Genomic DNA, 23,953 nt, shown 5'->3' with positions numbered 1-23,953 from the left:
CGACCCTTGTCAGCGGCCCCTCGGGTCTGATGAGCTGTGGCCGGGGACACAACGGACACCCTGGGAAAGGGAGATGTCGTGAGCAACGAAAGCCTGGCCAACCTCCTGAAAGAGGAGCGACGCTTCGCGCCGCCCGCTGACCTGGCAGCGAACGCCAACGTCACGGCAGAGGCGTACGAACAGGCCAAGGCTGACAGGCTCGGCTTCTGGGCCGCTCAGGCCCGTCGGCTGACCTGGGCCAAGGAGCCGACCGAGACCCTGGACTGGTCGAACCCGCCGTTCGCCAAGTGGTTCCAGGACGGCGAGCTCAACGTCGCGTACAACTGCGTCGACCGCCATGTCGAGGCCGGGCACGGCGACCGGGTCGCCATCCACTTCGAGGGCGAGCCGGGCGACAGCCGCGCGATCACCTACGCCCAGCTCAAGGACGAGGTCTCCCAGGCCGCCAACGCCCTGCTGGAGCTGGGCGTACGCAAGGGCGACCGGGTCGCCGTCTACATGCCGATGATCCCCGAGACGGCCGTCGCCATGCTCGCCTGCGCCCGGATCGGCGCCGCCCACTCGGTGGTCTTCGGCGGTTTCTCGGCGGACGCGCTCGCGACGCGGATCCAGGACGCCGACGCCAAGGTCGTCATCACCGCCGACGGCGGCTACCGGCGCGGCAAGCCGTCCGCACTGAAGCCGGCCGTCGACGAGGCGGTGGCCAAGGCCGGCAACGTCGAGCATGTGCTGGTGGTCCGCCGTACCGGCCAGGACGTCGCCTGGAACGACCAGCGGGACGTGTGGTGGCACGAGGCCGTCGAGCGGCAGTCGGCCGAGCACACCCCGGAGGCGTTCGGGGCCGAGCATCCCCTGTTCATCCTCTACACCTCGGGCACCACGGGGAAGCCCAAGGGCATCCTGCACACCTCCGGCGGCTACCTCACCCAGACGGCCTACACCCACCACGCGGTCTTCGACCTCAAGCCGGAGACCGACGTCTACTGGTGCACCGCCGACGTCGGCTGGGTCACCGGCCACTCGTACATCGTGTACGGGCCGCTCGCCAACGGCGCCACCCAGGTCATGTACGAGGGCACGCCGGACACCCCGCACCAGGGCCGCTTCTGGGAGATCGTGCAGAAGTACGGGGTGACCATCCTGTACACGGCTCCCACGGCGATCCGTACGTTCATGAAGTGGGGCGACGACATCCCCGCGAAGTTCGACCTCGGCAGCCTGCGGGTGCTCGGCTCGGTGGGCGAGCCGATCAACCCCGAGGCTTGGATCTGGTACCGCAAGCACATCGGCGCCGACCGCACGCCCATCGTGGACACCTGGTGGCAGACCGAGACCGGCGCGATGATGATCTCCCCGCTGCCGGGCGTGACGGAGACCAAGCCGGGCTCCGCGCAGCGCCCGCTGCCGGGCATCGCCGCCACCGTCGTCGACGACGAGGCGATCGAGGTGCCGAACGGCGGCGGTGGCTATCTGGTGCTGACCGAGCCGTGGCCGTCCATGCTGCGCACCATCTGGGGCGACGACCAGCGCTTCATCGACACCTACTGGTCCCGCTTCGAGGGCAAGTACTTCGCCGGGGACGGCGCGAAGAAGGACGACGACGGGGACATCTGGCTGCTCGGCCGGGTCGACGACGTCATGCTGGTCTCCGGCCACAACATCTCCACCACCGAGGTGGAGTCCGCGCTGGTGTCGCACCCGTCGGTCGCGGAGGCGGCCGTGGTCGGTGCCGCGGACGAGACGACCGGCCAGGCGATCGTCGCCTTCGTGATCCTGCGCGGTACGGCGTCCGAGGACGAGGGCCTGATCAACGAGCTGCGCACCCACGTCGGCGCCACCCTCGGCCCGATCGCCAAGCCCAAGCGGATTCTTCCGGTCGGCGAACTGCCCAAGACCCGCTCCGGCAAGATCATGCGGCGTCTGCTGCGGGACGTCGCCGAGAACCGCCAGCTCGGCGACGTGACCACGCTGACGGACTCCACGGTCATGGACCTCATCCAGGCGAAGCTCCCGGCGGCGCCCGGCGAGGACTGACCCGCCGCGTCCAGGGCACCCGGCACCCCTCGGAGTGCCGGGTGGCTTCGCTGTGCCTAGCGTGAGAACCACCGGATGCCTCCCGGCCCCCTTTTAGGTAAACTAAGCAAAAAATCGCTAGCAAGGCGCGCCGGGAAGTCTGGTCGGCATGTGCTCAGTCCTGCCCACCGACCGGAGGTTCCCGTGCCCGCGCCCCGACCTGCCCGCGAAACCACCCCCCACAAGGTCTTCGGACGCCTGTCCCTGCCCGAGCGGACCTTCGTCGTGGACGCCCTGCGGACCGAGACCGTCGGCGGCGTCCTGCTGCTGATCGCCGCCGTGGCCGCGCTGCTGTGGGCCAACATCCCGGCCATCAGCGACGGCTACGACACCGTCAGCGACTACCACCTCGGCCCCGCGGCCCTCGGCCTGGACCTGTCCGTCGCCCACTGGGCGGCCGACGGACTGCTCGCCGTGTTCTTCTTCGTCGCCGGGATCGAGCTCAAGCGCGAGCTCGTCGCCGGTGACCTGCGCGATCCCAAGGCGGCCGTCCTGCCGGTGGTCGCGGCGCTGTGCGGCATGGCAGTACCAGCCCTGGTCTACGTCCTCACCAGCGCCGCCGGAGGCGGCTCGGCGGCCGGCTGGGCGGTGCCCACCGCCACCGACATCGCCTTCGCGCTCGCGGTGCTCGCCGTCATCGGCACCTCGCTGCCCAGCGCCCTGCGCGCCTTCCTGCTCACGCTCGCCGTCGTCGACGACCTGTTCGCGATCCTCATCATCGCCGTGTTCTTCACCGACTCGATCGACTTCGCCGCGCTGGGCGGTGCGGTGGCCGGGCTCGCCGTGTTCTGGCTGCTGCTGCGCGTGGGCGTCCGCGGATGGTACGTGTACGTGCCGCTGGCGCTGGTGATCTGGGCACTGATGTACAACAGCGGCGTCCACGCCACCATCGCCGGCGTCGCCATGGGCCTGATGCTCCGCTGCACCACCCGCGAAGGCGAGGAGCACTCCCCCGGCGAGCACATCGAGCACCTGGTGCGCCCCCTGTCGGCGGGCCTCGCGGTCCCGCTGTTCGCGCTGTTCAGCGCCGGGGTGGCGATCTCCCACCACTCCGTCGGGGACGTGTTCACCAGGCCGGAGACCCTCGGCGTGGTGCTCGGCCTGGTCGTCGGCAAGACGGTCGGCATCTTCGGCGGCACCTGGCTGACCGCGCGGTTCACCCACGCCACCCTCAGCGACGACCTCGCCTGGGCCGACGTCTTCGCCATCGCCTCCCTGGCCGGCATCGGCTTCACCGTCTCCCTGCTGATCGGTGAACTCGCCTTCGAGGGCGACGCGGTGCTGACCGACGAGATCAAGGCGTCCGTGCTCATCGGATCGCTGCTGGCGGCGGTGATCGCGACCGTGCTGCTGAAGATGCGCAACACCAAGTACCGCCAGATGTGGGAGGCCGAGGAGCGCGACGATGACCGCGACGGCATCCCCGACATCTACGCCGAGGACGAGCCGGCGTACCACCTGCGGATGGCGGCGATCCATGAGGCCAAGGCCGCCGAGCACCGCCGGATCGCCGAGGAGAAGGCCGCCGCGCGCCACGCCCTCGCCGAAGTGCCGGGCGGGACGGGCGAGGAACACGGCCGTCCGGCATGATCTGACGGGACGGTACAAAAGAAGACGGGACCGTACGCGATCCGGCACGACTCGGCCGGCCGCGCACACCCGCCCGTAGACGGACGAGGGAGAGAGCGATGAGCGCACCCGACGGCAGCCCGGTCGGCGCCGAACGCAGCATCGGCCAGCTGTTCGCCTCGGCGACGACCGAGATGTCCGCGCTGGTGCACGACGAGATCGCGCTGGCGAAGGCGCAGTTGAGGCAGGACGTCAAGCGCGGCGCGACGAGCGGCGGGGCATTCTCGCTGGCCGGTGCCGTACTGCTGTTCTCCCTGCCGATGCTCAGCTTCGCGCTGGCGTACGGCATCCGCACCTGGAGCCACTGGAACCTGGCGGTCTGCTTCCTGCTGTCCTTCGCGGCGAACGTGCTGGTCGCGGCCTTCCTCGCGCTGATCGGCGTGGTGTTCGCCAAGAAGGCGAAGAAGAGCCAGGGCCCGCAGAAGGTCGCCGCGTCGATGAAGGAGACGGCGGGCGTGCTGCAGAAGGCCAAGCCGCACCCGCGGCCCGAGCTGGAGCAGGACCGTGGCCCGAAGGCCATCGAGGCTGTGGCACGCTCATCCTCATGACGGACCCGGCCTCGACGCCTTCGGCACACCCCGCTTCGGTCGTACGGCCCGAGATGCCCGGCGGGAGAGAGGTGACCCACCGGGACGTCGCGGCCAACGGCGCCCGCTTCCACATCGCGGAGCTGGGCGACGGACCGCTGGTGCTGCTGGTGCACGGCTTCCCGCAGTTCTGGTGGACCTGGCGGCACCAGCTGACCGCGCTCGCCGACGCCGGTTTCCGGGCCGTGGCGATGGACCTGCGCGGCGTCGGCGGCAGCGACCGCACCCCCCGGGGCTACGACCCGGCCAATCTCGCCCTCGACATCACCGGTGTGATCCGCTCGCTGGGCGAGCCGGACGCCGCGCTGGTCGGACACGATCTCGGCGGCTATCTGGCGTGGACGGCGGCCGTGATGCGGCCCAAGCTGGTGCGCCGCCTCGCGGTCGCCTCCATGCCGCACCCCCGGCGCTGGCGCTCGGCGATGCTCGCCGACGCCCGGCCGGGCGCGGCCGCCTCCCACATCTGGGGTTTCCAGCGGCCGTGGATCCCCGAGCGCCGGCTCACCGCGGACGACGGTGCCCTGGTCGGCGAGCTGATCCGGCAGTGGTCGGGCCCGCGCCTGCCGGACGACGAGACGCTGTGGACGTACCGGCGGGCGATGTGCGTCCCGTCCACCGCTCACTGCTCGATCGAGCCGTACCGCTGGCTGGTGCGCTCGCTGGCCCGCCCCGACGGCCTCCAGTTCTACCGCCGGATGAAGCGGCCACTGCGGGTGCCGACGCTGCATCTGCACGGTTCCCTCGATCCGGTGACCCGGGTCAAGGGCGCGGCGGGGTCCGGGCAGTACGTGGAAGCGCCGTACCGCTGGCGCCTGTTCGACGGACTCGGGCACTTCCCGCACGAGGAGGACCCGGTCGCCTTCTCCACGGAACTGGTCAACTGGCTGAAGGATCCGGAACCGGACCGGTGAGCCCGGTGGCCGTCGGGGGCGCCGGGACGAGCGCGGTCGGTGACCGTGCCACCGCGTCCGGTGCCCGGAAGCGGAACGACTGCCCTACGAACGGCCACATGCCTCGCGCATAGGCCAATTGGCCGCCTCCGGGGCGGTTATCGACCTTGGGGCAGGGGCAGACGTCGGGGTATGGGCTGGACGCACGACTACAGTGACGCAGCACGCAACCGCCGCTCGGCCGCCGGGCTGAGCCCCCACCAGCGAGGGGTGGCCCCGCAGTCGGGCAGTGACCCCCGGGTGGGCATTCCGCGCATCCTGCGCCGCCGGGCCCGTTGGGTCTCGGTGCGGCTGCGTCACCCGCGAGGCTGACGCGCCGCGCGCTACAGCGCGCAGCTGTCGCTGTCCACCTGCTGGTTCGCGGTGCGCCCCGCGGTGATGTCCGGTCGGATCTCGTCCGCGGTGAGCGCGTAACCGGTGTCGGCGTCGTCGAGCGACTTCGCGAACACCACGCCGTAGACCTTGCCGTCGGGCGTCAGCAGCGGACCGCCGGAGTTGCCCTGGCGGACGGTCGCGTACAGCGAGTACACATCACGGCGCACGGTGCCGCGGTGGTAGATGTCGGGGCCGTTGGCCGTGATGCGGCCGCGCACGCGTGCCGCCCGCACGTCGTACGAGCCGTTCTCCGGGAAGCCGGCGACGATGGCGCCGTCGCCGCTGCTCGCGTCGTCGGAGGTGAACTCCAGGACGGGCGCGTCCAGACGGGGCACGTCCAGGACCGCGATGTCGCGCTTCCAGTCGTAGAGGACGACCGTCGCGTCGTACTTGCGGCCCACCCCGCCTATCTGGACGGTGGGCTCGTCGACGCCGCCCACGACGTGCGCGTTGGTCATGACGCGCCGCTCGCCGAAGACGAAGCCGGTGCCCTCCAGGACCTTGCCGCAACTGTCGGCGGTGCCCGTCACCTTCACGATGGAGCGCTGGGCGCGCACGGCGACCGGGCTGCCCGCGAGGGCCGGGTCGGGCGGCTGGACATCGGTGATCGGCTCGTTGGCGAACGGGCTGAAGACCTGCGGAAAGCCGTTCTGCGCGAGGACGGAGGAGAAGTCGGCGAACCAGGTGTCGGCCTGGGCGGGCAGAGCCTGCGACACCCCGAGCAGAACCTTGGAGTTGCGGACCTCCTTGCCGAGCGTCGGCAGGGTCGTGCCCGCGAGGGCGGAGCCGATCAGCCAGGCCACCAGCAGCATCGCCACCACGTTGACCAGCGCCCCGCCGGTGGCGTCGAGGGCGCGGGCCGGCGTCCAGGTGATGTACCGGCGCAGATTGCTGCCCAGGTGGGTCGTCAGGGCCTGCCCGACGGACGCGCACACGATCACGATGACGACCGCGACGACGGCGGCGGTCGTGCTCACCTCGGTGTTGTCGGTCAGCGCGTCCCACAGGACCGGCAGCAGATAGACGGCGACGAGACCGCCGCCGAGGAAGCCGATCACCGACAGGATGCCGACGACGAAGCCCTGGCGGTAGCCGACGACGGCGAACCACACGGCCGCGGCCAGCAACAGGATGTCCAGCACGTTCAAGGGGTCGCGCCTCGCCTCGTCATTCTGCGGTCACTCCAGGTCGGCCGAGGGTTCGGCCCGCCGCGCGGCGGCAGGCCGGCACTTCGTCCCTCGGGATGTGCGGAACGTAGGACACCCTGTCATGACCGCCAGTCGAGCGGGACCTGCCGGTCGAGGTCCCAGGGCCGCTCCCAGCCCGCGTAATGCAGCAGCCGGTCGATCAGACCGGCCGTGAAACCCCAGACGAGGGCCGATTCGACCAGGAATGCCGGGCCGCGGTGGCCGCTGGGGTGGACGGCGGTGGCGCGGTTGGCCGGATCCGTGAGATCCGCCACGGGCACGGTGAAGACCCGCGCCGTCTCGGCCGGGTCCACCACCCCGACCGGGCTGGGCCGCCGCCACCAGCCCAGCACGGGGGTCACCACGAAGGAGCTGACCGGGATGTACAGCTTGGGCAGCACCCCGAACAGCTGCACCCCCGACGGGTCGAGACCGGTCTCCTCCTCGGCCTCGCGCAGCGCGGCCCGCAGCGGGCCGTCGCCGTGCGGGTCGCCGTCCTCCGGGTCGAGGGCGCCGCCCGGGAAGGACGGCTGCCCGGCGTGCGAGCGCAGCGAGCCGGCCCGCTCCATCAGCAGCAGCTCGGGCCCGCGCTCGCCCTCGCCGAACAGCACCAGCACCGCCGACTGCCGGCCCCGGCCGTCCGCCGGGGGCAGGAAACGGCTCAACTGGATCGGCTCCACGGTCCGCACCGCGGCCACCACCGGGTCCAGCCAGTCGGGCAGCCCTTCACCGCTGAGCGCCACGTCCTCGATGTCACTCGCCCGTTTCATCCCGCACCCCCGTCCGACCTGCCCAACGAGCGAACCGACCGAGATCGTTCCGTCATCCGGCCCCCAACGGCGCCGCCGCCTTGCCGCCCGCGTCCAGATAGGCCTGCGGCGGGTTCAGCCGCTGACCTGGGTACCCGCCCTTCTCGTACTTCAGCAGCTTCTTCGCCTTCTCCGGATCCGTCTCGCCCTCGCCGAACGCGGGGCAGAGCGGGGCGATGGGGCAGGCGCCGCAGGCGGGCTTGCGGGCGTGGCAGATCCGGCGGCCGTGCCAGATCACATGGTGGGAGAGGTCGGTCCAGTCACTCTTCGGGAAAAGCGCGCCGACCGCGGCCTCGATCCTGTCGGGGTCGGTCTCCTCGGTCCACTTCCAGCGCCGCACCAGGCGCTGGAAGTGCGTGTCCACGGTGATGCCGGGCCGCCCGAAGGCGTTGCCGAGCACCACGAAGGCGGTCTTGCGGCCGACACCGGGCAGTTTGACGAGGTCCTCCAGGCGGCCCGGGACCTCTCCGCCGAAATCCTCCACGAGCGCCTTGGACAATCCCATGACCGACCTGGTCTTGGCCCGGAAGAAACCGCAGGGGCGCAGGATCTCCTCGACGTCCTCGGGATCGGCGGCGGCCAGCGCCTCGGGGGTGGGGTACTTGGCGAAGAGGGTGGGGGTCGTCTGGTTGACGCGCAGGTCCGTGGTCTGCGCGGACAGCACGGTGGCGACGACCAGCTGGAAGGGGTTGCCGAAGTCCAGCTCCGGGTGGGCGTACGGATAGACCTCGGCGAGTTCGCGGTTGATCCGGCGGGCTCGGCGGACCAGGGCGGTACGGGACTCGCCGCTCGGCGGTCGCACCTCCACGGTCTTCGCGGGCGGGGCCTCGCGCACCCCGGCGGCGGCCTTCTTCGGAGCGCCCTTCTTCGCGGCGGCGCTCACCTTCCTGGCGGCCGCCTTCTTGACCGGGGCGGCCTTGGCCGACTTCGCGGCTTTCGCCGCTTTGGCCGAACCCTGTTCGCCCACAGCGGAATCGCGCCCTGCAACCACCCGTCCAGCCCCCTTGCCCTGTGCTCTCACCGGCGTTTTGGACACTCGGCCAGCCTAGAGCCCGACACCGACATCCGCCCCGGACCCGGAAGATCAGCCCCCGATCGGGCCCCCTGCCGCTTACCCCGGGACACCTGTACGGCATCCTTGTGACAGATCACACTGTTTGGGCCGTCCGGCAGAATGGGGAGCACGGTCCCCTGGTACCAAGGGGGAGCAAGATCCCCTGAGCAGGTCGACAAGGAGAGAACTCGTGGACGACGTTCTGCGGCGCAACCCGCTCTTCGCGGCACTCGACGACGAGCAGTCCGCGGAGCTGCGTGCCTCCATGAGTGAGGTGACCCTCGCACGCGGCGACTCCCTCTTCCACGAGGGCGACCCCGGCGACCGGCTCTACGTCGTCACCGAGGGCAAGGTCAAGCTCCACCGCACGTCCCCCGACGGGCGCGAGAACATGCTGGCCGTGGTCGGCCCCGGTGAGCTGATCGGCGAGCTTTCGCTGTTCGACCCGGGCCCGCGCACGGCAACCGCCACCGCGCTGACCGAGGTCAAGCTCCTCGGCCTCGGCCACGGCGACCTGCAGCCCTGGCTGAACGTGCGGCCCGAGGTGGCCGCCGCGCTGCTGCGCGCCGTCGCCCGGCGCCTGCGGAAGACCAACGACGCGATGTCCGACCTCGTCTTCTCGGACGTCCCGGGCCGTGTCGCCCGCGCCCTGCTGGACCTCTCCCGCCGCTTCGGCGTGCAGTCGGAGGAGGGCATCCACGTGGTGCACGACCTGACGCAGGAGGAGCTGGCCCAACTGGTCGGCGCCTCCCGCGAGACGGTCAACAAGGCACTCGCCGACTTCGCCCAGCGCGGCTGGCTGCGCCTGGAGGCGCGGGCGGTCATCCTGCTGGACGTCGAGCGGCTGGCCAAGCGCTCGCGCTGACGCCCGGTTCCGCCGGGCCGGTACGGTCGTTCAGGGGCCCGCGCCGCGAGACGCGGGCCCCTGTCCGTGCCGGCGGCGGCCGTCCACGGGGGCCGCGCCCCCGGACCCGCCGTCCGGCTCCGAGCGGGCCTCGTCCCCGATCGCCGCACGGGCGTGCGCAGGCAGGTCGGCGCGTTTCCTCAACGCGCCCCCGTACACCCCGGCCAGCACCAGCGGCACTCCGAGCAGCAGGCCCGCCGACAGGGGCTCGTCGTCGAGCCAGGCGGACAGCAGGATCGTCACCAAGGGGATGACGACGAAGACGTACGCCGCGCGCGAGGCGCCCCAGCGCTCGATCACCAGCAGGTAGAACACGAAGGTGAGCACCGAACCGGCCACCACGAGGTAGGCCAGGGCCCACCAGGTCGCCGCCCGCTCGGGCAGGGCCCAGTGGTCGCCGGCCAGCCGTGACCCGGCGAGGAGCAGCACGGTGGCACCTGTCATGCCGACGGCGTTCATGGTGACCGGGTGCACCTTGGGCAGCCGGTGGACGAGCACCGCGGCCTCCGCGAGGCACAGCACACTGCCCAGCATCGCCAGCAGCGCCCGCCACGGCACGGTGCCCCGCAGCCCCTGGGTCATCACCGCGACCCCGGCCGCCGCGACCAGCGCTCCCGCGAGGGCGAGCGAGCGGAACCGTTCCTGCCCCTGGCCCACCGCAAGCAGCAGCGCGGCCAGCGGCACCAGCGACAGCACGGTCTGCCCGAAGCCGGCGTGGACGTACTGCAGGGCGTAGTACGCGAGGGCGAAGGTGGCGGCGAAGTTGAGCGCGCCGAACCCGAGCGCGCCGGCCAGCGCGGGCCCCTTGGGCGGCGCGAGGCGCCGTACGGCCATGACGGCGAGCAGCAGCGCGGAGGCGGCAGCGAAGCGCAGGGCGGCGCCCCACAGGGGATCGAGTTCACGGTTGCTGAACCGGATCCCGACCGCGTTGCCCCCGGCGAGGACGGCGGTCGCGCCGAAGCAGACGAGAGCCGTCCGGTCTGTCGGCCCCACGGCACCAGCGTAGGCCCGCAGGACGCAGCGGGGCGACGGCTGCGCGGCGGGCCGCCGATCAAGGGATCAGGGGATCAGACCGTGTTCCCGCAGGTAGTCGAGTTGCGCCCGGACCGAGAGCTCCGCCGCCGGCCACAGCGAGGGGTCGACGTCGGCGTAGACGTGGGCGACGACCTCGGCGGGGGTGCGGTGGCCGTCCTCGACAGCCGTCTCGACCTGGGCGAGGCGGTGCGCGCGGTGGGCGAGGTAGAACTCGACGGCGCCCTGCGCGTCCTCCAGCACCGGCCCGTGCCCCGGCAGCACCGTGTGGACGCCGTCGTCGACCGTCAGCGACCTCAGCCGGCGCAGGGAGTCCAGATAGTCGCCGAGACGGCCGTCGGGGTGCGCCACGACCGTCGTACCGCGCCCGAGGACGGTGTCACCGGTCAGGACGGCCCGGTCGGCGGGGATGTGGAAGCTCAGGGAGTCGGCGGTGTGACCGGGCGTGGGCACCACCCGCAGCACCAGGCCGCCCACCTCGATCACGCTGCCGGCCGTCAGACCCTCCTCGCCCAGCCGCAGCGCAGGGTCCAGGGCACGCACCTCGGTCCCGGTCAGCTCGGCGAACCGGGTGGCGCCCTCGGCGTGGTCCGGGTGGCCGTGCGTCAGCAGGGTCAGGGCGATCCGCTTCCCGGCCCGCTCGGCGGTGTCGATCACCGCGCGCAGGTGGCCCTCGTGCAGCGGCCCCGGGTCGACCACGACGGCCTGCTCGGCGTCCGGCTCGGCGAGTATCCAGGTGTTGGTGCCGTCGAGGGTCATCGGGGAGGCGTTGGGCGCCAGGACGTTGACCGCGCGGGCGGTGGCGGGTCCGGAGACCACCTCGCCGCGGGGTCGGCCGGGCAGCGTGCTGGCGTCCGTCATGCGGGGGCTCCACCGGTCGGGATGTGCTTCGTGAACTCGTCGTGGCCCGGCCAGGACAGCACGATCTCGCCGTCCGCCAGGCGGGCGCGTGCCAGCACGGGAGTGAGATCCCGGCCGGGCGCCGCGGCCAGCGCCTGCTCGGCGCTCGCGTACGGCGTGAGCTGGCGCAGCGTGGCAATGGTGGGCGGCATCATCAGCAGCTCGCCCCTGTCGTAGGCGGCGGCGGCCTCCGCCGGGCGGATCCACACCGTGCGGTCGGCCTCCGTGGAGACGTTCCGGGTGCGCTGCCCGCGCGGGAGAGCGGCGACGAAGAACCAGGTGTCGTACCGGCGGGCCTCGAACTCGGGGGTGATCCAGCGCGTCCAGGCGCCCAGCAGGTCCGACCTGAGGACGAGGCCCCGGCGCTCCAGGAACTCCGCGAAGGACAGCTCACGGGCCACAAGGGCCGCGCGGTCGGCCTCCCACTCGTCGCCCGTGGTGTCGCCGACCACCGAGTCGGCGGTCGGCCCGGCCAGCAGGACCCCGGCCTCCTCGAAGGTCTCCCGTACGGCGGCGCACACGATCGCCTGCGCGCCCGCCTCGTCGACACCGAGCCGCTTCGCCCACCACGCGCGCGTGGGGCCCGCCCAGCCGACGTGACGGTCGTCGTCACGCGGGTCCACGCCGCCGCCGGGATACGCGTACGCGCCTCCGGCGAAGGCCATGGAGGCGCGTCTGCGCAGCATGTGGACGAGCGGACCGCCGAGCGCGTCCGGCCCGTCCCCGGAGCACCGCGCCTGCGGCGTCTGCGGGGAGTCCTGCGCGCCCTGCGCAGCCCCGGCGTCCCTGAGCAGCATGACGGTGGCCGCCCGCTTGGGGACGACCGGCTCCAGGGTGCCGTCCGCGAGCGCCCGGATGCGCTCCGGCCAGTCCGGGGGAAACCACTGCCCATTCGCCATGGGCGGAGGCTATCCCGTGACGCGTGAATGTTCGAGAGGCGCCCGAGGTCAGCGCCCTACTGGGCCAGCTCCACCTGGATCTCGACCTCCACCGGCGCGTCCAGCGGCAGCACCGCCACGCCGACCGCGCTGCGCGCGTGCACGCCCTTGTCGCCGAGGACCGCGCCCAGCAGTTCGCTCGCCCCGTTGATGACGGCCGGCTGCCCCGTGAAGTCCGACGCGGAGGCGACGAACCCGACGACCTTCACCACGCGCGCGACGCGGTCCAGGTCACCCGCGACCGACTTCACGGCCGCCAGCGCGTTCAGGGCGCAGGTGCGGGCCAGGTCCTTGGCCTCCTCCGCCGTGACCTCGGCACCCACCTTGCCGGTCACCGGCAGCTTGCCGTCGACCATGGGCAGCTGGCCCGAGGTGTACACGTAGAGGCCCGTCCGCACGGCCGGCTGGTAGGCGGCGAGCGGCGGCACGACCTCCGGCAGCGTCAGACCGAGTTCGGCGAGCTTCGCCTCGACGGCGCTCACGCCTGCTTCTCCCGCTTCAGGTAGGCCACGAGCTGCTCGGGGTTGTTGGGCCCGGGCACGACCTGGACGAGCTCCCAGCCGTCCTCGCCCCAGGTGTCCAGAATCTGCTTCGTGGCATGGACGAGCAGCGGCACGGTTGCGTATTCCCACTTGGTCATGGGGCCGACTGTAGCCGCTGCCACCGGGCCCGCCCGCGCCCCGGTCGCCCTCCTCCGGGAGGGGTCGTTCGTAGTACCGGGGTGCCGGTTGTCCACAGCCTGCTGATTGGTGCGCGCGCGGAGTGGTTACGCTCGAAGACGTGAGCAGGCTCCAGGTCGTCAGCGGCAAGGGCGGGACCGGAAAGACGACGGTCGCCGCGGCCCTCGCGCTGGCCCTCGCCAAGGAGGGGAAGCGGACGCTTCTCGTCGAGGTGGAGGGTCGGCAAGGCATCGCGCAGCTCTTCGAGACGGAGGCGCTGCCCTACGAGGAGCGGAAGATCGCCGTCGCTCCGGGCGGCGGGGAGGTGTACGCCCTGGCGATCGACCCCGAACTGGCCCTTCTGGACTATCTCCAGATGTTCTACAAACTGGGCGGGGCCGGACGCGCGCTGAAGAAGCTCGGCGCCATCGACTTCGCGACCACCATCGCGCCCGGCCTGCGGGACGTCCTGCTGACCGGAAAGGCCTGCGAGGCGGTCCGCCGCAAGGACAAGCAGGGCCGCTTCGTCTACGACCACGTCGTGATGGACGCCCCGCCGACCGGCCGCGTCACCCGCTTCCTCAATGTGAACGACGAGGTCGCGGGCCTGGCCAAGATCGGCCCGATACACAATCAGGCCCAGGCGGTGATGAGGGTGCTGAAGTCCGCGGAGACGGCCGTGCACCTGGTGGCGCTGCTGGAGGAGATGCCGGTCCAGGAGACCGCCGACGGCATCGCCGAACTGCGCGCGGCCCGGCTGCCGGTGGGGCGGGTCATCGTCAACATGGTGCGCCCGGAGGTTTTGGACGGCACGCAGCTGGAACTCGCCCGGGACCTCCCGCGTACGGCCCTCGCGCGCTCCCTGTCCGCCGCCGGGCTCGGCGGTGCCCGGCGCGGCGGCCACGCGGAGAAGCTGGTGGACCCGCTGCTCGAGCAGGCCGAGGAGTACGCCGAGCGGTACGCGCTGGAGCACGAGCAGCGGGCCGTCCTCGCCGAACTGGACCTGCCGCTGCACGAACTGCCGCTGCTCGCCGAGGGCGTGGACCTGGCGGGTCTGTACGAACTGGCCACCGAGCTGCGGAAGCAGGGAATCTCATGAGTCCGGAACCGGCACCCCGGCCGGAGGGCCATCACCTCTCCCCCACGCGCGTGCTCGACGTCGACCCGCTGCTCGACGACCCGACGACCCGCATCGTGGTCTGCTGCGGCTCGGGTGGCGTCGGCAAGACCACCACGGCCGCCGCGCTCGGACTGCGCGCCGCCGAGCGCGGCCGCAAGGTGGTCGTGCTCACCATCGACCCCGCGCGCCGGCTCGCGCAGTCCATGGGTATCGACTCGCTGGACAACACACCGCGCCGGGTGAAGGGCATCGACGACGCGGCGGGCGGCGAACTGCACGCGATGATGCTCGACATGAAGCGCACCTTCGACGAGATCGTCGAGGCGCACGCTGATCCCGACCGGGCGGCCGCGATCCTCGGCAACCCCTTCTACCAGTCGCTCTCGGCGGGCTTCGCGGGCACGCAGGAGTACATGGCGATGGAGAAGCTGGGGCAGCTGCGCGCGCGGGACGAGTGGGACCTGATCGTCGTCGACACGCCGCCGTCCCGGTCCGCGCTGGACTTCCTGGACGCGCCGAAACGGCTCGGGTCCTTCCTCGACGGCAGGCTGATCCGGCTGCTGACCGCGCCGGCGAAGCTGGGCGGCCGGGCCGGCATGAAGTTCCTGAACGTCGGCATGTCGATGATGACCGGGACGCTCGGCAAGCTGCTGGGCGGGCAGTTGCTGAAGGACGTGCAGACGTTCGTCGCCGCGATGGACACCACCTTCGGCGGCTTCCGCACCCGCGCGGACGCCACGTACAAGCTGCTGCAGGCGCCCGGGACGGCGTTCCTGGTCGTGGCGGCCCCCGAGCGGGACGCGCTGCGGGAGGCCGCGTACTTCGTGGAGCGGCTGGCCGCCGAGGAGATGCCGCTGGCCGGTCTGGTCCTCAACCGGGTCCACGGCAGCGGAGCCGCCCAGCTGTCCGCCGAGCGGGCACTCGCCGCCGCGGAAAATCTTGAAGAGAGCCGCATTGTCGATCAGGAGGGCGGGAAAGCTGGACTTCGTAACTCTCCCGACACGTACGGAAGTTCAGACTCTCCCGCGTCCACGGCACCGACCCCCGGCGGCGACTCCCCCAACGACCCGGCCGAGGGACAAGGTGTCGATCGGCTCACCGCGGGCCTGCTGCGGTTGCACGCCGACCGCATGCACCTGCTCCTGCGCGAGCAGCGCACGCGCGACCGCTTCACCGCGCTCCACCCCGAGGTGGCGGTGACGGAGGTCGCCGCGCTGCCCGGCGACGTCCACGACCTCGCGGGCCTGCGCGACATCGGCGTCCGCCTGGCGGCCGACCACCCCGAGCTGCCTGAGACGGACGCGGCGGGCGCAGCACCCGGCTGAGGCAGGCCCGGGTCAGCTCCTCGGGGGCTACCGGGCCGGGAACGCCCGGGGCACGGCAGGACCCAGCAGATCCGGCGCCAGGAGGCGCCGCTCTCGACAGGCCTCGCTCCCAGGCACCGCACGCCGACACGCCCCGGGCGCCGCCCTGCTGCAGAACAGCGGACCGCACGGCGACGCGTTCCCGAACGCCACGTCACGCCGTCCAACCGCGTCACGCCATCCAGCCGTTCCAGCCGTTCACGCCCTCGACGCCGGCGTCAGCCGTGCACGCCACGCAGTCGACCCACCCGGGGCGGAACCCCCGAACGGCTCAGCTCACCGCCGCGTAGTTCTCGTACACCTGGTCGTCGTCGAGCGGGACGATGCCCACGCCGCGCTCGTACTCCGTACGCGCGGTCTCCAGCAGCCGGCGCCACGAGGTGACGGTCGGCCGTCGCCGCAGCAGGGCGCGGCGCTCGCGCTCCGTCATGCCTCCCCACACGCCGAACTCGACGCGGTTGTCGAGCGCGTCGGCCAGACATTCGGTGCGTACCGGGCATCCCGTGCACACCGCCTTGGCCCTGTTCTGCGCTGCTCCCTGAACGAACAGTTCATCCGGATCGGTAGTGCGACAGGCAGCCTGCGCACTCCAGTCGGTAACCCAGCCCATACCGGCGCCGTCCTCTCCCGAATCGAGGCTCCCCCACGGCGGCAAGCGGCATATTCACCGCCGCCAGTTGAGGACGTTACGGAAGGTGGGCACAGCGCAACACCCCCTTCGGGCCCAATCTTGAATGGCCCGAACGGACTATGGGTAAGCGGCAGATCACCCGGGGGAGTGAGCCCGCGACATACACGACTGTCCTGGCGAACCAGGACATTTCCTCTGCCACTCCACTCCGCCACAACGGACGCCGAATAACACATCAGGCGGATTGGGACACGCGTCCACCAAGAAACGAGGGGAAGCCTCCGCGACTCCGGAACGATTCGGATTCGCCGGACGTACTGATACGTAGCCGCGCTGCTGTGACAGTTGGCAGCAGCTTAGGCCAAGGCATATACACGTGTCCGGCGAATGAGAACGTAGGCTGCCCTCATGGCAAAGAAGCGCTCGGGCGGTGGTCTGTCGGCGACGCAGCAGGCCGCCAAGTTCCTCGGTGTCAGTGTGCTCGCGGGAGGGCTGCTGGCCGGCCTCGCCCTGCCCGCCGTCGGCGCACTGGGCCTGGCCGCCAAGGGTTCAGTGGAGTCGTTCGACGAACTCCCCGCCAACCTCAAGACCCCGCCGCTGAGCCAGCGCACCGCCATCCTCGACGCCGAGGGCAACCAGATCGCCTCCGTCTTCTCCCGCAACCGCACGGTGGTCGACCTCAAGGACATCTCGCCGTACATGCAGAAGGCGATCGTCGCGATCGAGGACTCACGCTTCTACGAGCACGGCGCAGTGGACCTCAAGGGCATCCTGCGCGCGCTCAACAAGAACGCGCAGAGCGGCGGCGTCAGTGAGGGCGCCTCGACGCTCACCCAGCAGTACGTGAAGAACGTCTTCATCGAGGAGGCCGGCGACGACCCCACCAAGGTCGCCGAGGCCACCCAGCAGACCATCGGCCGCAAGATCCGCGAACTGAAGTACGCGATCCAGGTCGAGGAGGAGCTGGGCAAGAAGAAGATCCTGGAGAACTACCTCAACATCACCTTCTTCGGCGAGCAGTCCTACGGCGTCGAGGCGGCCGCCCAGCGCTACTTCTCCAAGCACGCCAAGGACCTGAAGCTGCAGGAGGCCGCGCTCCTCGCGGGCATCGTGCAGTCCCCCAGCGTCTACGACCCGATCAACGACCCCAAGCAGGCCACGCTGCGCCGCAATGTGGTCCTGCAGCGCATGGCCGAGGTCGGCGACGTCTCGCAGGCGGAGGCCGACGCCGCGAAGAAGACCCCGCTCGGTCTGAAGGTCACCCAGCCGAAGAACGGCTGCATCACCGCCGTGAACGGCGCCAGTTTCTTCTGCAAGTACGTCGAGAAGGTGTTCCTCAGCGACCCGGTCTTCGGCAAGACCAAGGAGGAGCGGGCCAAGATCTGGAACCAGGGCGGCCTGACGATCCGCACCACCCTCCAGCCGCAGGCCCAGGAGTCCGTCGAGCAGTCGATAAAGGACAACGTCTACAAGTCTGACAAGGTCGCCGCCGCCGTCACCCTGGTCGAGCCCGGCACCGGCAAGATCCTCGGCATGGGCCAGTCCAAGCCGTACGGCTACGGCAAGAACGAGACCGAGATCAACTACTCGGTCGGCCGGGCGATGGGCGGCTCGAACTTCGGCTTCCCGACGGGTTCGACGTTCAAGCCGTACCTGGCCGCGGCGGCACTGGAAGAGGGGCGCCCGGCGACCCAGATGTACCCCTCGCCGTACTCGATGCCGTACCCGGACACCGTCCAGATGTGTGACGGCAAGGTCTGGCGCAACGTCAAGGGCAACGAGCTGGAGAACGAGAGCAGGTCCGAGGTCGGCCCGTACGACCTTCAGGAAGCCATGGCCAAGTCGGTCAACACGTACTTCGTGCAGATGCTCGAAGACATCGGCATGTGTCCCGTGGTCAACATGACCGGCAAGCTGGACGTCGTCCAGGGCAACGGCAAGCGGCTCCCGGTGTCCCCGTCGGCGCTGACCCTCGGCTCGCAGGGCATCGCCCCCCTCACCATGGCCAGCGCCTACGCCGCCTTCGCCAACCGGGGCATGTACTGCACCCCGGTCGCCATCGAGTCCATCACCCAGACGGTGGACGGCAAGCAGAAGTCGCTGGAGGTGCCCAAGTCGACCTGCTCGCGCGCGATGAGCGAGAAGACCGCGGACACCATAAACACACTGCTCAGCGGCGTGATCGACTCCGGCACCGGCCGGGCGGCCGGCCTGAGCGACCGCGACAACGCGGGCAAGACCGGCACCACCGACTCCCGCAAGAACGCCTGGTTCGTCGGCTACACCCCGAACCTCTCCGGCGCGGTGTGGGTCGGCAGTGCCACCCAGAAGGTCGAGATGACCGACATCTACATCGGCGGCCGGTACCACGGGGAGGTCTACGGCGGCGACACCCCGGGCCCGATCTGGAAGGCCGCCATGACCGGCGCCCTCGACGGCAAGGACGCGCCCCGGTTCAACAAGGTGGACATCCCCAAGCCGCCCAGGGAGCGCGAGGAGGACCCGGGCCGGGGCCGGGGCCGCGGCCATGACGACGGCAACAACGGCGACGGCTTCCTCGGCGGCCTCCTCACCGGCGGCGGCGCCACGACGAACGGCGCCACCACCGGCGGCGACACCGGCTTCCCCAGCCCCGACATCGGCCTCCCCGACGGCTGGCTCCAGGGCCAGGGGAACGGGAGGAACGGCACCGGTGGGCGCAACTGACTGAGCCCTGGCCCGGGGAACGGGGTGGGGGCTCGGGCGGGGGCCCGGGGACCGGGGGTGCGGGGCTCTGCGGTTTGTGCGTGTCGGCGGTACCTGCTGCATCGGGGTATCCGCTGTATCGGGGTATCCGCTGTATCGGCGGTACCTGCTGTGCATGACGAATGGCCCCGCCTCTTCCGGCTGGAGGAGGCGGGGCCATTCGTACGGGTGCAGGCGCGCGTGCGCCGCGCAGGGGACGACGTGTCGGCGGCGTCGGCGTACTGCGTCGGCGTACTGAGGACGCCAGGAGGGCAGCCCCGGCGAATGCGGTCCGCCGACGACGCTCCCGGTCAGCCCGCCAGAAGCTTCTTCACCGTGGCGGCGACGCGGCCACCCTCCGCCTGCCCGGCCACCTTGGGGTTCACGATCTTCATGACGGCGCCCATGGCCCGCGGTCCCTCAGCACCGGCGGCCTTCGCCTCCGCCACGGCCTGGGCGACGATCTCCTGGAGCTCGTCGTCGGACAGCTGCTTGGGCAGGTACGCGGAGAGCACCTCGCCCTCCGCCTTCTCCCGCTCCGCCTGCTCGGTGCGCCCGCCCTGCGCGAAGGCCTCCGCCGCCTCACGGCGCTTCTTCGCCTCGCGGGTGATCACCTTCTGCACCTCGTCGTCGGAGAGCTCGCGCTTCTCCTTGCCCGCGACCTCCTCCTTGGTGATCGCGGCGAGCGTCAGCCGGAGCGTCGAGGAGCGCAGCTCGTCGCGCTCCTTGATCGCGGCGTTGAGGTCTTCCTGCAGCTTCGACTTGAGCGTGGTCATGAGGTTGATTGTCGCAGGTACGAGAGTGCGACCGCCCACCGATTTACGGCGCACGCCGGTTCACGGCCCTCGCCCGTTCACGGCGCCCCTACCCGCGGTGACGGCGCTCACCGTCCCGACGGGCGCCCCCGCCGCACGACCATCCCCTCCACGTTCCCCTCTCGGCACTCGGTGCTCGGTGCTCCCCGCTCACCACTCGGCGCTCGGCGCTCTCGGCGTCACCCAGCAGGACCCGGGCCCGAAGCGGTGGCCCGCCCCGGTCTGACACGATGGGAGCATGCGCGCGCGATACAAAGTTCCCCTCGGAATCACGGCGGTTGGTGCCGCCGGTCTGCTGTACGCGGCGGGCTTGGAACCCCGCTCCTTCCGGCTGCGGAGAGTCACGGTCCCCGCGCTCCCTTCCGGAATGCGCCCGCTGCGCGTCCTGCAGGTCTCCGACATCCACATGGTCAGCGGCCAGCGCAAGAAGCAGCGCTGGCTGCGCTCCCTGGCCGGCCTGCGCCCCGACTTCGTGATCAACACGGGGGACAACCTGTCCGACCCGGAGGGCGTCCCGGAGACCCTGGACGCGCTCGGTCCGCTGATGGAGTTCCCGGGGGCGTACGTCTTCGGCTCCAACGACTACTACGGCCCCAAGCTGCGCAACCCCGCCCGCTATCTCCTGGAGAAGGCCAGCGGCCGGCACGGCCTCAACGGCAACCCGCCGGCCGTCGGAGTGGTCCACAACCCCTGGGAGGACCTGCGGGACGCGTTCGACGCGGCCGGCTGGCTGAACCTGACGAACACCCGGGGTGTGCTGAAGGTGGAGGACGTGTCGGTCGAGCTGACCGGCCTGGACGACCCGCACATCAAGCGGGACCGGTACGAGGAGGTGTCCGGCGGCCCCTCGGCGTCGGCGGACTTCTCGATGGGCGTGGTGCACGCCCCGTACCTGCGCACCCTGGACGCGTACACGGCCGACGGCTACCCCCTGATCCTCGCCGGGCACACCCACGGCGGCCAGATCTGCGTCCCCTTCTACGGCGCCCTGGTCACCAACTGCGACCTCGACACCGACCGCGTGAAGGGCCTGTCCACCCATACGGCCGAGGGCCGGACGTCCTACCTCCACGTCTCGGCGGGCTGCGGCGCCAGCCGTTACACACCGGTGCGGTTCGCCTGCCCGCCGGAGGCCACGTTGCTGACGCTGGTGGCGCGGGACTGAGCGGCGGCTGAGCGGCGGCTGAGCGGCGGACGACGCTGCGCCGCTCAGCGATAGGCGGGCCGTACGGGCAACGATCACCCGTGCGGACCGCCCACATCGCCCACTGTGCCCCTTATGCCTAGCTTGGGTGCATGACCGCCCCTATACCGAGGGACATCCCGGACCTCCCGCCGATCCCGCGCACCCACGCGCTCCTGCCCTCCGCCGTCCCCGCGTCCGCGGTGGTGCCCCCCGTACGCCGCACCCTGGCCACGGTTCTACGCCTGCTGATCGCGGCTCTGGCCGCCTCCGGCGTCACCCTGGCCCTCCTGCTGGGCAGCCCCCTACGGGTCCTGAGCCACTTCTCGGTGCAGAGCGCGATCCTCCTCACCCTGGTGACGGCGGCGTCGGCACGCCGGGCCTGGACCGCCCGCAAGCCCCTCCCACCGGCCCTGACCGGCGCGGCGCTCCTCTACGCGCTGGTCTCCGCCCTGGCGTACCACCTGCTCCTGGCGGACACGACACCCCCGTTCTCGCTCACGAACCCGGGGACCGCACCCACGGCGTCGGCCTGGGACAACCTGGCGAACGTCCTCCTCCACACCGCCATCCCGGCCGCCGCCGTACTCGACTGGCTCTTCCTGACCCCGCCCGGCCGCCTACGTCTGCGCCAGGCCGCACCGTGCCTCCTCTACCCCCTGGCCTACCTCGCCTTCACCTTCACCCGAGCGGCACTCCTCCCCCCGGACCACCCCGCCCGCTACCTCTACCCCTTCCTCGACGCCGACACCGACGGCTACAAACACACCCTCGCCAACGCCCTCATCCTCGGCCTCTCCTGCTACACCCTCGCCCTCCTCCTGGTCGCCCTCGACCACACGCGCCCGAACCCCGTCCGCCACCACTGGAGAAACCGGATTTCGTCTCAAGCCGCCAGTGGGCTAAAGTAAACGACGTCGCCGCGACGAGCAGCGACATCGGGGTGTAGCGCAGCTTGGCAGCGCGCTTCGTTCGGGACGAAGAGGTCGTGGGTTCAAATCCCGCCACCCCGACAGTGAAGTTCCAGGTCAGGGGCCTGATCCGCTTAGCGGGTCGGGCCCCTGAGTTGTTCCGGGGGCCAGTCTGGGAGTTATCGGGGAGCCGAGTTCGGGATCCGGTTCCCAGCCGATCCAGCCCCTCGCCTTGAGCGTCCTGATGGGTCCTGTGGACGGGGCAAGGAAGTGCCACGTCGAGTCGACGAGATTGGACGGCACTGGAGGGAGGACTCCCCGCCTTCCGCTTGCGCCCGGCCCTTGAACGGCTCTTCGATGAGCATGCGATCAGCGAAGCGTTCGTCGCGGACGGGCGCGGTGAGGACGAATTCGAGGCCGTGGCCGTCGGCCTCGACCGTGGACCAGCAGCCGGCGGTGATGCAGGCCCAGCTGTCGGCACGCGGTCCCGGGCTGACGGTGACGATCCGCAGACTGGGAACCGCTTCCCTTCGCCCAGGTCCCAGGTCGTAATCGCTGACCGCGATCGCATGGCCGGTGAAGAAGTCGCGAACGTGGGCCTCGACGCCTGCTGTCGCCCGCTGGTTGCGCTCGCTCTCGAACATGATGGAGAGGATTTCACGGCTGGCCCAGGTGTCCTGGCTGTGAGTCCGCCGCCTCCGGCGCGGCGGACCCGGATGGTCAGCCGGCCTTGACCGGCTCCGCGGCTCGGGATCGGGTGCACAGCCGCCCGGTCTCGAACGGCTCCTGAGGCAACGACATCAGCAGCGGCCGTTCGAGCGCGAAGTCCTCGGCGATGGTCCGGACCTGGAGCCGATCCGCCGGGCGTCGTCCTGCCGGGCCCCCTGCTCGACCATCTCGTTCAGCTCTCGCAGGTAGGTGGGCTCGTCCACAACGGGGATGCCCTCGGCTGTGGCGCGGCGCAGTTTGGTCGACGACGCTTTGCCGCGGCGGAGTCCAGGACGCGGGGTCGGCCCGGCGGGCCCCGCGGGGGTCGGTCAGGAGCCGAGGATCGCTTGCTTCTGTTGCTCGAACTCGGCCTCCGTGAGCAGGCCTTGCTTTTTGAGTTCGCCTAGCTCCTTCAGCTGGTCGATCTTGCTGGTCATGTCGGGGGCGGCCGCCGGAGCGGCGGGGCGCTCGGCCGGGTAGGACTGGTAGGCCTGCTGCGGTGCGGGTGCCGCCGGTGCCTGCTGTGCCGCCCACCGTCCCTGCTGACGGCGTGAGACACGGTTCGACACGGCGGTCGCCGTTCCGGCGACGACGGCGGTGCGTGCGACCCCACGAATGAGACCTGGCATGGCTGTGTCCCTTCTGTGCTGGAGAACTCCCCTGAGCACGCTGCCCTGAGGGGGCGCGCTGTCCCGGCGTGCTCCGTGCGGGAGCGCTCCGTCCTACTGGGCGGCTTCGGTCGCGTCGAGGGCGGCGAGGAGGGCGGGCACGGGGATCCGCCCGGAGGCGACCATGCGGGCGCCGCCGCGGCGCAGGGCCGCGGCGAAGGGGGCCGCCCAGAGGTTCTCGTAGACGAGGATGCCCGCGGAGCTGCCGGGTTCCAGCGCGGTGGCCGCCTCCTCGATGTCGTCCTGGCCCAGGAGGCCGGACGAGGCGCCCTCGAAGACGGCCAGGTCGAGTTCGCCGTCGCCGGTGAGGTCGGCGATCTCCATGCCGCTGACGGAGCCGTCCTCCTCCTTCCTGACGAACATCAGGTCCAGGATGCGGATGAGGCCGCGGTCCACGAGGTCGACCAGGATGGGGAAGCCCTCGCCGGTCATCCGGTTGCCGGGGAACTCCACGACCAGGTAGTCGATGGGGCCGGGTTCTGCGGCTTCCGCCGCTTCTCCGGTTCCGCCCGCCTTTCGTGCCTCTCCCGCTTCTCCTGCTTCTCCCGTTGCTGCGAAGTCGTCGCTCACGGCGTCTCCTCTGGTACTCGTGGCGTCCGCCTGTGTCCCCTCCACCCCTCCGCCCCTCCAATTGCATCATCGGGCCCCGCTCGTCGCACTTCGGTGCGACGAGCGTCCCGAGCGCGTTCGCCCAGGTCGCGCGCAGTGCTCCGGACAGATCCGCTGGTGGGT

23 protein-coding genes, 1 tRNA gene and 1 pseudogene are annotated in these 23,953 nt (G+C 71.2%); 12 read left to right on the top strand and 13 right to left on the bottom strand.

What is annotated here, in order from left to right:
- Positions 1 to 78 precede the first annotated feature (78 nt).
- The 5 genes from acs to ACSLTV_RS06070 all read left to right on the top strand — a co-directional run bounded on the left by acs (position 79) and on the right by ACSLTV_RS06070 (position 5,551).
- On the top strand, positions 79 to 2,034 hold the full coding sequence (gene acs / locus ACSLTV_RS06090) for an acetate--CoA ligase (protein ID WP_432135128.1): 1,956 nt from the start codon (positions 79 to 81) through the stop codon (positions 2,032 to 2,034).
- 183 nt (positions 2,035 to 2,217) lie between these two features.
- Entirely contained in the window at positions 2,218 to 3,663 is a 1,446-nt protein-coding gene (nhaA, locus tag ACSLTV_RS06085) for a Na+/H+ antiporter NhaA (RefSeq protein ID WP_435611749.1), read from the top strand.
- Positions 3,664 to 3,761: 98 nt separating this feature from the next.
- Entirely contained in the window at positions 3,762 to 4,250 is a 489-nt protein-coding gene (locus tag ACSLTV_RS06080) for a phage holin family protein (protein WP_432135126.1), read from the top strand.
- Positions 4,247 to 5,200 carry an alpha/beta fold hydrolase gene (locus ACSLTV_RS06075; RefSeq protein ID WP_432135125.1) on the top strand — a complete coding sequence of 318 codons (954 nt, stop codon included), beginning with the start codon at positions 4,247 to 4,249 and terminating at the stop codon, positions 5,198 to 5,200. Before ACSLTV_RS06080 ends, ACSLTV_RS06075 begins: the two co-directional genes overlap by 4 nt.
- A 171-nt stretch (positions 5,201 to 5,371) precedes the next feature.
- On the top strand, positions 5,372 to 5,551 hold the full coding sequence (locus tag ACSLTV_RS06070; RefSeq protein ID WP_432135124.1) for a hypothetical protein: 180 nt from the start codon (positions 5,372 to 5,374) through the stop codon (positions 5,549 to 5,551).
- A gap of 11 nt (positions 5,552 to 5,562) precedes the next feature.
- Here the strand turns inward: ACSLTV_RS06070 and ACSLTV_RS06065 are convergent, their stop codons facing one another.
- From ACSLTV_RS06065 to nth, 3 genes are all read right to left on the bottom strand, one after another.
- Positions 5,563 to 6,762 (bottom strand): MarP family serine protease, encoded by a 1,200-nt coding sequence (locus tag ACSLTV_RS06065; protein ID WP_432135123.1) that lies wholly within the window; start codon positions 6,760 to 6,762, stop codon positions 5,563 to 5,565.
- 119 nt (positions 6,763 to 6,881) lie between these two features.
- Positions 6,882 to 7,571 (bottom strand): NUDIX hydrolase, encoded by a 690-nt coding sequence (locus tag ACSLTV_RS06060; protein ID WP_435611748.1) that lies wholly within the window; start codon positions 7,569 to 7,571, stop codon positions 6,882 to 6,884.
- Between the two features lie 52 nt (positions 7,572 to 7,623).
- Positions 7,624 to 8,577, bottom strand: a complete 954-nt coding sequence (nth, locus tag ACSLTV_RS06055) for an endonuclease III (protein WP_432135121.1) — start codon at positions 8,575 to 8,577, stop codon at positions 7,624 to 7,626.
- A gap of 277 nt (positions 8,578 to 8,854) precedes the next feature.
- Between nth and ACSLTV_RS06050 the strand changes: the two genes are divergently transcribed.
- Entirely contained in the window at positions 8,855 to 9,529 is a 675-nt protein-coding gene (locus ACSLTV_RS06050; protein WP_432135120.1) for a Crp/Fnr family transcriptional regulator, read from the top strand.
- 30 nt (positions 9,530 to 9,559) lie between these two features.
- On the opposite strand, the gene ACSLTV_RS06045 is transcribed toward ACSLTV_RS06050, so the two are convergent.
- From ACSLTV_RS06045 to ACSLTV_RS06025, 5 genes are all read right to left on the bottom strand, one after another.
- A complete protein-coding gene (locus ACSLTV_RS06045) occupies positions 9,560 to 10,561 on the bottom strand; it encodes a DMT family transporter (RefSeq protein ID WP_435611747.1) in 1,002 nt (333 codons plus the stop codon).
- A 66-nt stretch (positions 10,562 to 10,627) separates the two neighbouring features.
- Complete coding sequence (locus tag ACSLTV_RS06040) at positions 10,628 to 11,461, bottom strand: MBL fold metallo-hydrolase (protein ID WP_435611746.1); 834 nt, start codon at positions 11,459 to 11,461, stop codon at positions 10,628 to 10,630.
- Entirely contained in the window at positions 11,458 to 12,399 is a 942-nt protein-coding gene (locus ACSLTV_RS06035) for an NUDIX hydrolase (protein ID WP_432135117.1), read from the bottom strand. Before ACSLTV_RS06035 ends, ACSLTV_RS06040 begins: the two co-directional genes overlap by 4 nt.
- Before the next feature lie 56 nt (positions 12,400 to 12,455).
- The gene (locus ACSLTV_RS06030) at positions 12,456 to 12,920 is read right to left on the bottom strand and encodes a RidA family protein (RefSeq protein ID WP_432135116.1); all 465 of its coding nucleotides are present in this window, start codon (positions 12,918 to 12,920) and stop codon (positions 12,456 to 12,458) included.
- Positions 12,917 to 13,078, bottom strand: a complete 162-nt coding sequence (locus ACSLTV_RS06025; protein ID WP_003975360.1) for a DUF4177 domain-containing protein — start codon at positions 13,076 to 13,078, stop codon at positions 12,917 to 12,919. Before ACSLTV_RS06025 ends, ACSLTV_RS06030 begins: the two co-directional genes overlap by 4 nt.
- Positions 13,079 to 13,218: 140 nt before the next feature.
- Here ACSLTV_RS06025 and ACSLTV_RS06020 point away from each other — a divergent pair, with 140 nt between their 5' ends.
- On the top strand, positions 13,219 to 14,196 hold the full coding sequence (locus tag ACSLTV_RS06020; RefSeq protein WP_432135115.1) for an ArsA family ATPase: 978 nt from the start codon (positions 13,219 to 13,221) through the stop codon (positions 14,194 to 14,196).
- Complete coding sequence (locus ACSLTV_RS06015; protein ID WP_432135114.1) at positions 14,193 to 15,542, top strand: ArsA family ATPase; 1,350 nt, start codon at positions 14,193 to 14,195, stop codon at positions 15,540 to 15,542. Before ACSLTV_RS06020 ends, ACSLTV_RS06015 begins: the two co-directional genes overlap by 4 nt.
- Positions 15,543 to 15,852: 310 nt before the next feature.
- Here the strand turns inward: ACSLTV_RS06015 and wblA are convergent, their stop codons facing one another.
- Entirely contained in the window at positions 15,853 to 16,191 is a 339-nt protein-coding gene (gene wblA, locus ACSLTV_RS06010) for a transcriptional regulator WblA (protein ID WP_067240880.1), read from the bottom strand.
- Positions 16,192 to 16,620: 429 nt separating this feature from the next.
- On the opposite strand from wblA, the gene ACSLTV_RS06005 reads away from it, so the two are divergent.
- Positions 16,621 to 18,918 (top strand): transglycosylase domain-containing protein, encoded by a 2,298-nt coding sequence (locus ACSLTV_RS06005; RefSeq protein WP_432135113.1) that lies wholly within the window; start codon positions 16,621 to 16,623, stop codon positions 18,916 to 18,918.
- 329 nt (positions 18,919 to 19,247) lie between these two features.
- Here the strand turns inward: ACSLTV_RS06005 and ACSLTV_RS06000 are convergent, their stop codons facing one another.
- Entirely contained in the window at positions 19,248 to 19,712 is a 465-nt protein-coding gene (locus ACSLTV_RS06000; protein ID WP_432135112.1) for a GatB/YqeY domain-containing protein, read from the bottom strand.
- Between the two features lie 277 nt (positions 19,713 to 19,989).
- On the opposite strand from ACSLTV_RS06000, the gene ACSLTV_RS05995 reads away from it, so the two are divergent.
- From ACSLTV_RS05995 to ACSLTV_RS05985, 3 genes and pseudogenes are all read left to right on the top strand, one after another.
- The gene (locus tag ACSLTV_RS05995) at positions 19,990 to 20,916 is read left to right on the top strand and encodes a metallophosphoesterase (protein ID WP_432135111.1); all 927 of its coding nucleotides are present in this window, start codon (positions 19,990 to 19,992) and stop codon (positions 20,914 to 20,916) included.
- 131 nt (positions 20,917 to 21,047) lie between these two features.
- Positions 21,048 to 21,840, top strand: a pseudogene (locus ACSLTV_RS05990) (Pr6Pr family membrane protein).
- 33 nt (positions 21,841 to 21,873) lie between these two features.
- Positions 21,874 to 21,947, top strand: a tRNA-Pro gene (locus ACSLTV_RS05985).
- Between the two features lie 77 nt (positions 21,948 to 22,024).
- On the opposite strand, the gene ACSLTV_RS05980 is transcribed toward ACSLTV_RS05985, so the two are convergent.
- The 3 genes from ACSLTV_RS05980 to ACSLTV_RS05970 all read right to left on the bottom strand — a co-directional run bounded on the left by ACSLTV_RS05980 (position 22,025) and on the right by ACSLTV_RS05970 (position 23,689).
- A complete protein-coding gene (locus ACSLTV_RS05980) occupies positions 22,025 to 22,489 on the bottom strand; it encodes a hypothetical protein (protein WP_432135110.1) in 465 nt (154 codons plus the stop codon).
- A 393-nt stretch (positions 22,490 to 22,882) separates the two neighbouring features.
- Positions 22,883 to 23,182 (bottom strand): SHOCT domain-containing protein, encoded by a 300-nt coding sequence (locus tag ACSLTV_RS05975; protein ID WP_432135109.1) that lies wholly within the window; start codon positions 23,180 to 23,182, stop codon positions 22,883 to 22,885.
- 93 nt (positions 23,183 to 23,275) lie between these two features.
- Positions 23,276 to 23,689 (bottom strand): DUF6325 family protein, encoded by a 414-nt coding sequence (locus tag ACSLTV_RS05970; RefSeq protein ID WP_432135233.1) that lies wholly within the window; start codon positions 23,687 to 23,689, stop codon positions 23,276 to 23,278.
- Between the last annotated feature and the right edge of the window lie 264 nt (positions 23,690 to 23,953).

Source organism: Streptomyces sp. bgisy159 (assembly GCF_965341775.1).
Classification (GTDB): domain Bacteria; phylum Actinomycetota; class Actinomycetes; order Streptomycetales; family Streptomycetaceae; genus Streptomyces.
The sequence above is the reverse complement of the archived record's forward strand: the minus strand, read 5'-3'. Positions and strand labels throughout refer to the sequence as shown.

Coding starts and splice junctions, on each gene's coding strand:
- ACSLTV_RS05980 (WP_432135110.1), bottom strand. CDS start 22,489: ATGTTCGAGAGCGAGCGCAACCAGCGGGCGACAGCAGGCGTCGAGGCC.
- ACSLTV_RS06005 (WP_432135113.1), top strand. CDS start 16,621: ATGGCAAAGAAGCGCTCGGGCGGTGGTCTGTCGGCGACGCAGCAGGCC.
- ACSLTV_RS06015 (WP_432135114.1), top strand. CDS start 14,193: ATGAGTCCGGAACCGGCACCCCGGCCGGAGGGCCATCACCTCTCCCCC.
- wblA (WP_067240880.1), bottom strand. CDS start 16,191: ATGGGCTGGGTTACCGACTGGAGTGCGCAGGCTGCCTGTCGCACTACC.
- ACSLTV_RS06035 (WP_432135117.1), bottom strand. CDS start 12,399: ATGGCGAATGGGCAGTGGTTTCCCCCGGACTGGCCGGAGCGCATCCGG.
- ACSLTV_RS06000 (WP_432135112.1), bottom strand. CDS start 19,712: ATGACCACGCTCAAGTCGAAGCTGCAGGAAGACCTCAACGCCGCGATC.
- ACSLTV_RS06070 (WP_432135124.1), top strand. CDS start 5,372: ATGGGCTGGACGCACGACTACAGTGACGCAGCACGCAACCGCCGCTCG.
- ACSLTV_RS06080 (WP_432135126.1), top strand. CDS start 3,762: ATGAGCGCACCCGACGGCAGCCCGGTCGGCGCCGAACGCAGCATCGGC.
- ACSLTV_RS05975 (WP_432135109.1), bottom strand. CDS start 23,182: ATGCCAGGTCTCATTCGTGGGGTCGCACGCACCGCCGTCGTCGCCGGA.
- ACSLTV_RS06075 (WP_432135125.1), top strand. CDS start 4,247: ATGACGGACCCGGCCTCGACGCCTTCGGCACACCCCGCTTCGGTCGTA.
- ACSLTV_RS06060 (WP_435611748.1), bottom strand. CDS start 7,571: ATGAAACGGGCGAGTGACATCGAGGACGTGGCGCTCAGCGGTGAAGGG.
- ACSLTV_RS06040 (WP_435611746.1), bottom strand. CDS start 11,461: ATGACGGACGCCAGCACGCTGCCCGGCCGACCCCGCGGCGAGGTGGTC.
- ACSLTV_RS05995 (WP_432135111.1), top strand. CDS start 19,990: ATGCGCGCGCGATACAAAGTTCCCCTCGGAATCACGGCGGTTGGTGCC.
- ACSLTV_RS06025 (WP_003975360.1), bottom strand. CDS start 13,078: ATGACCAAGTGGGAATACGCAACCGTGCCGCTGCTCGTCCATGCCACG.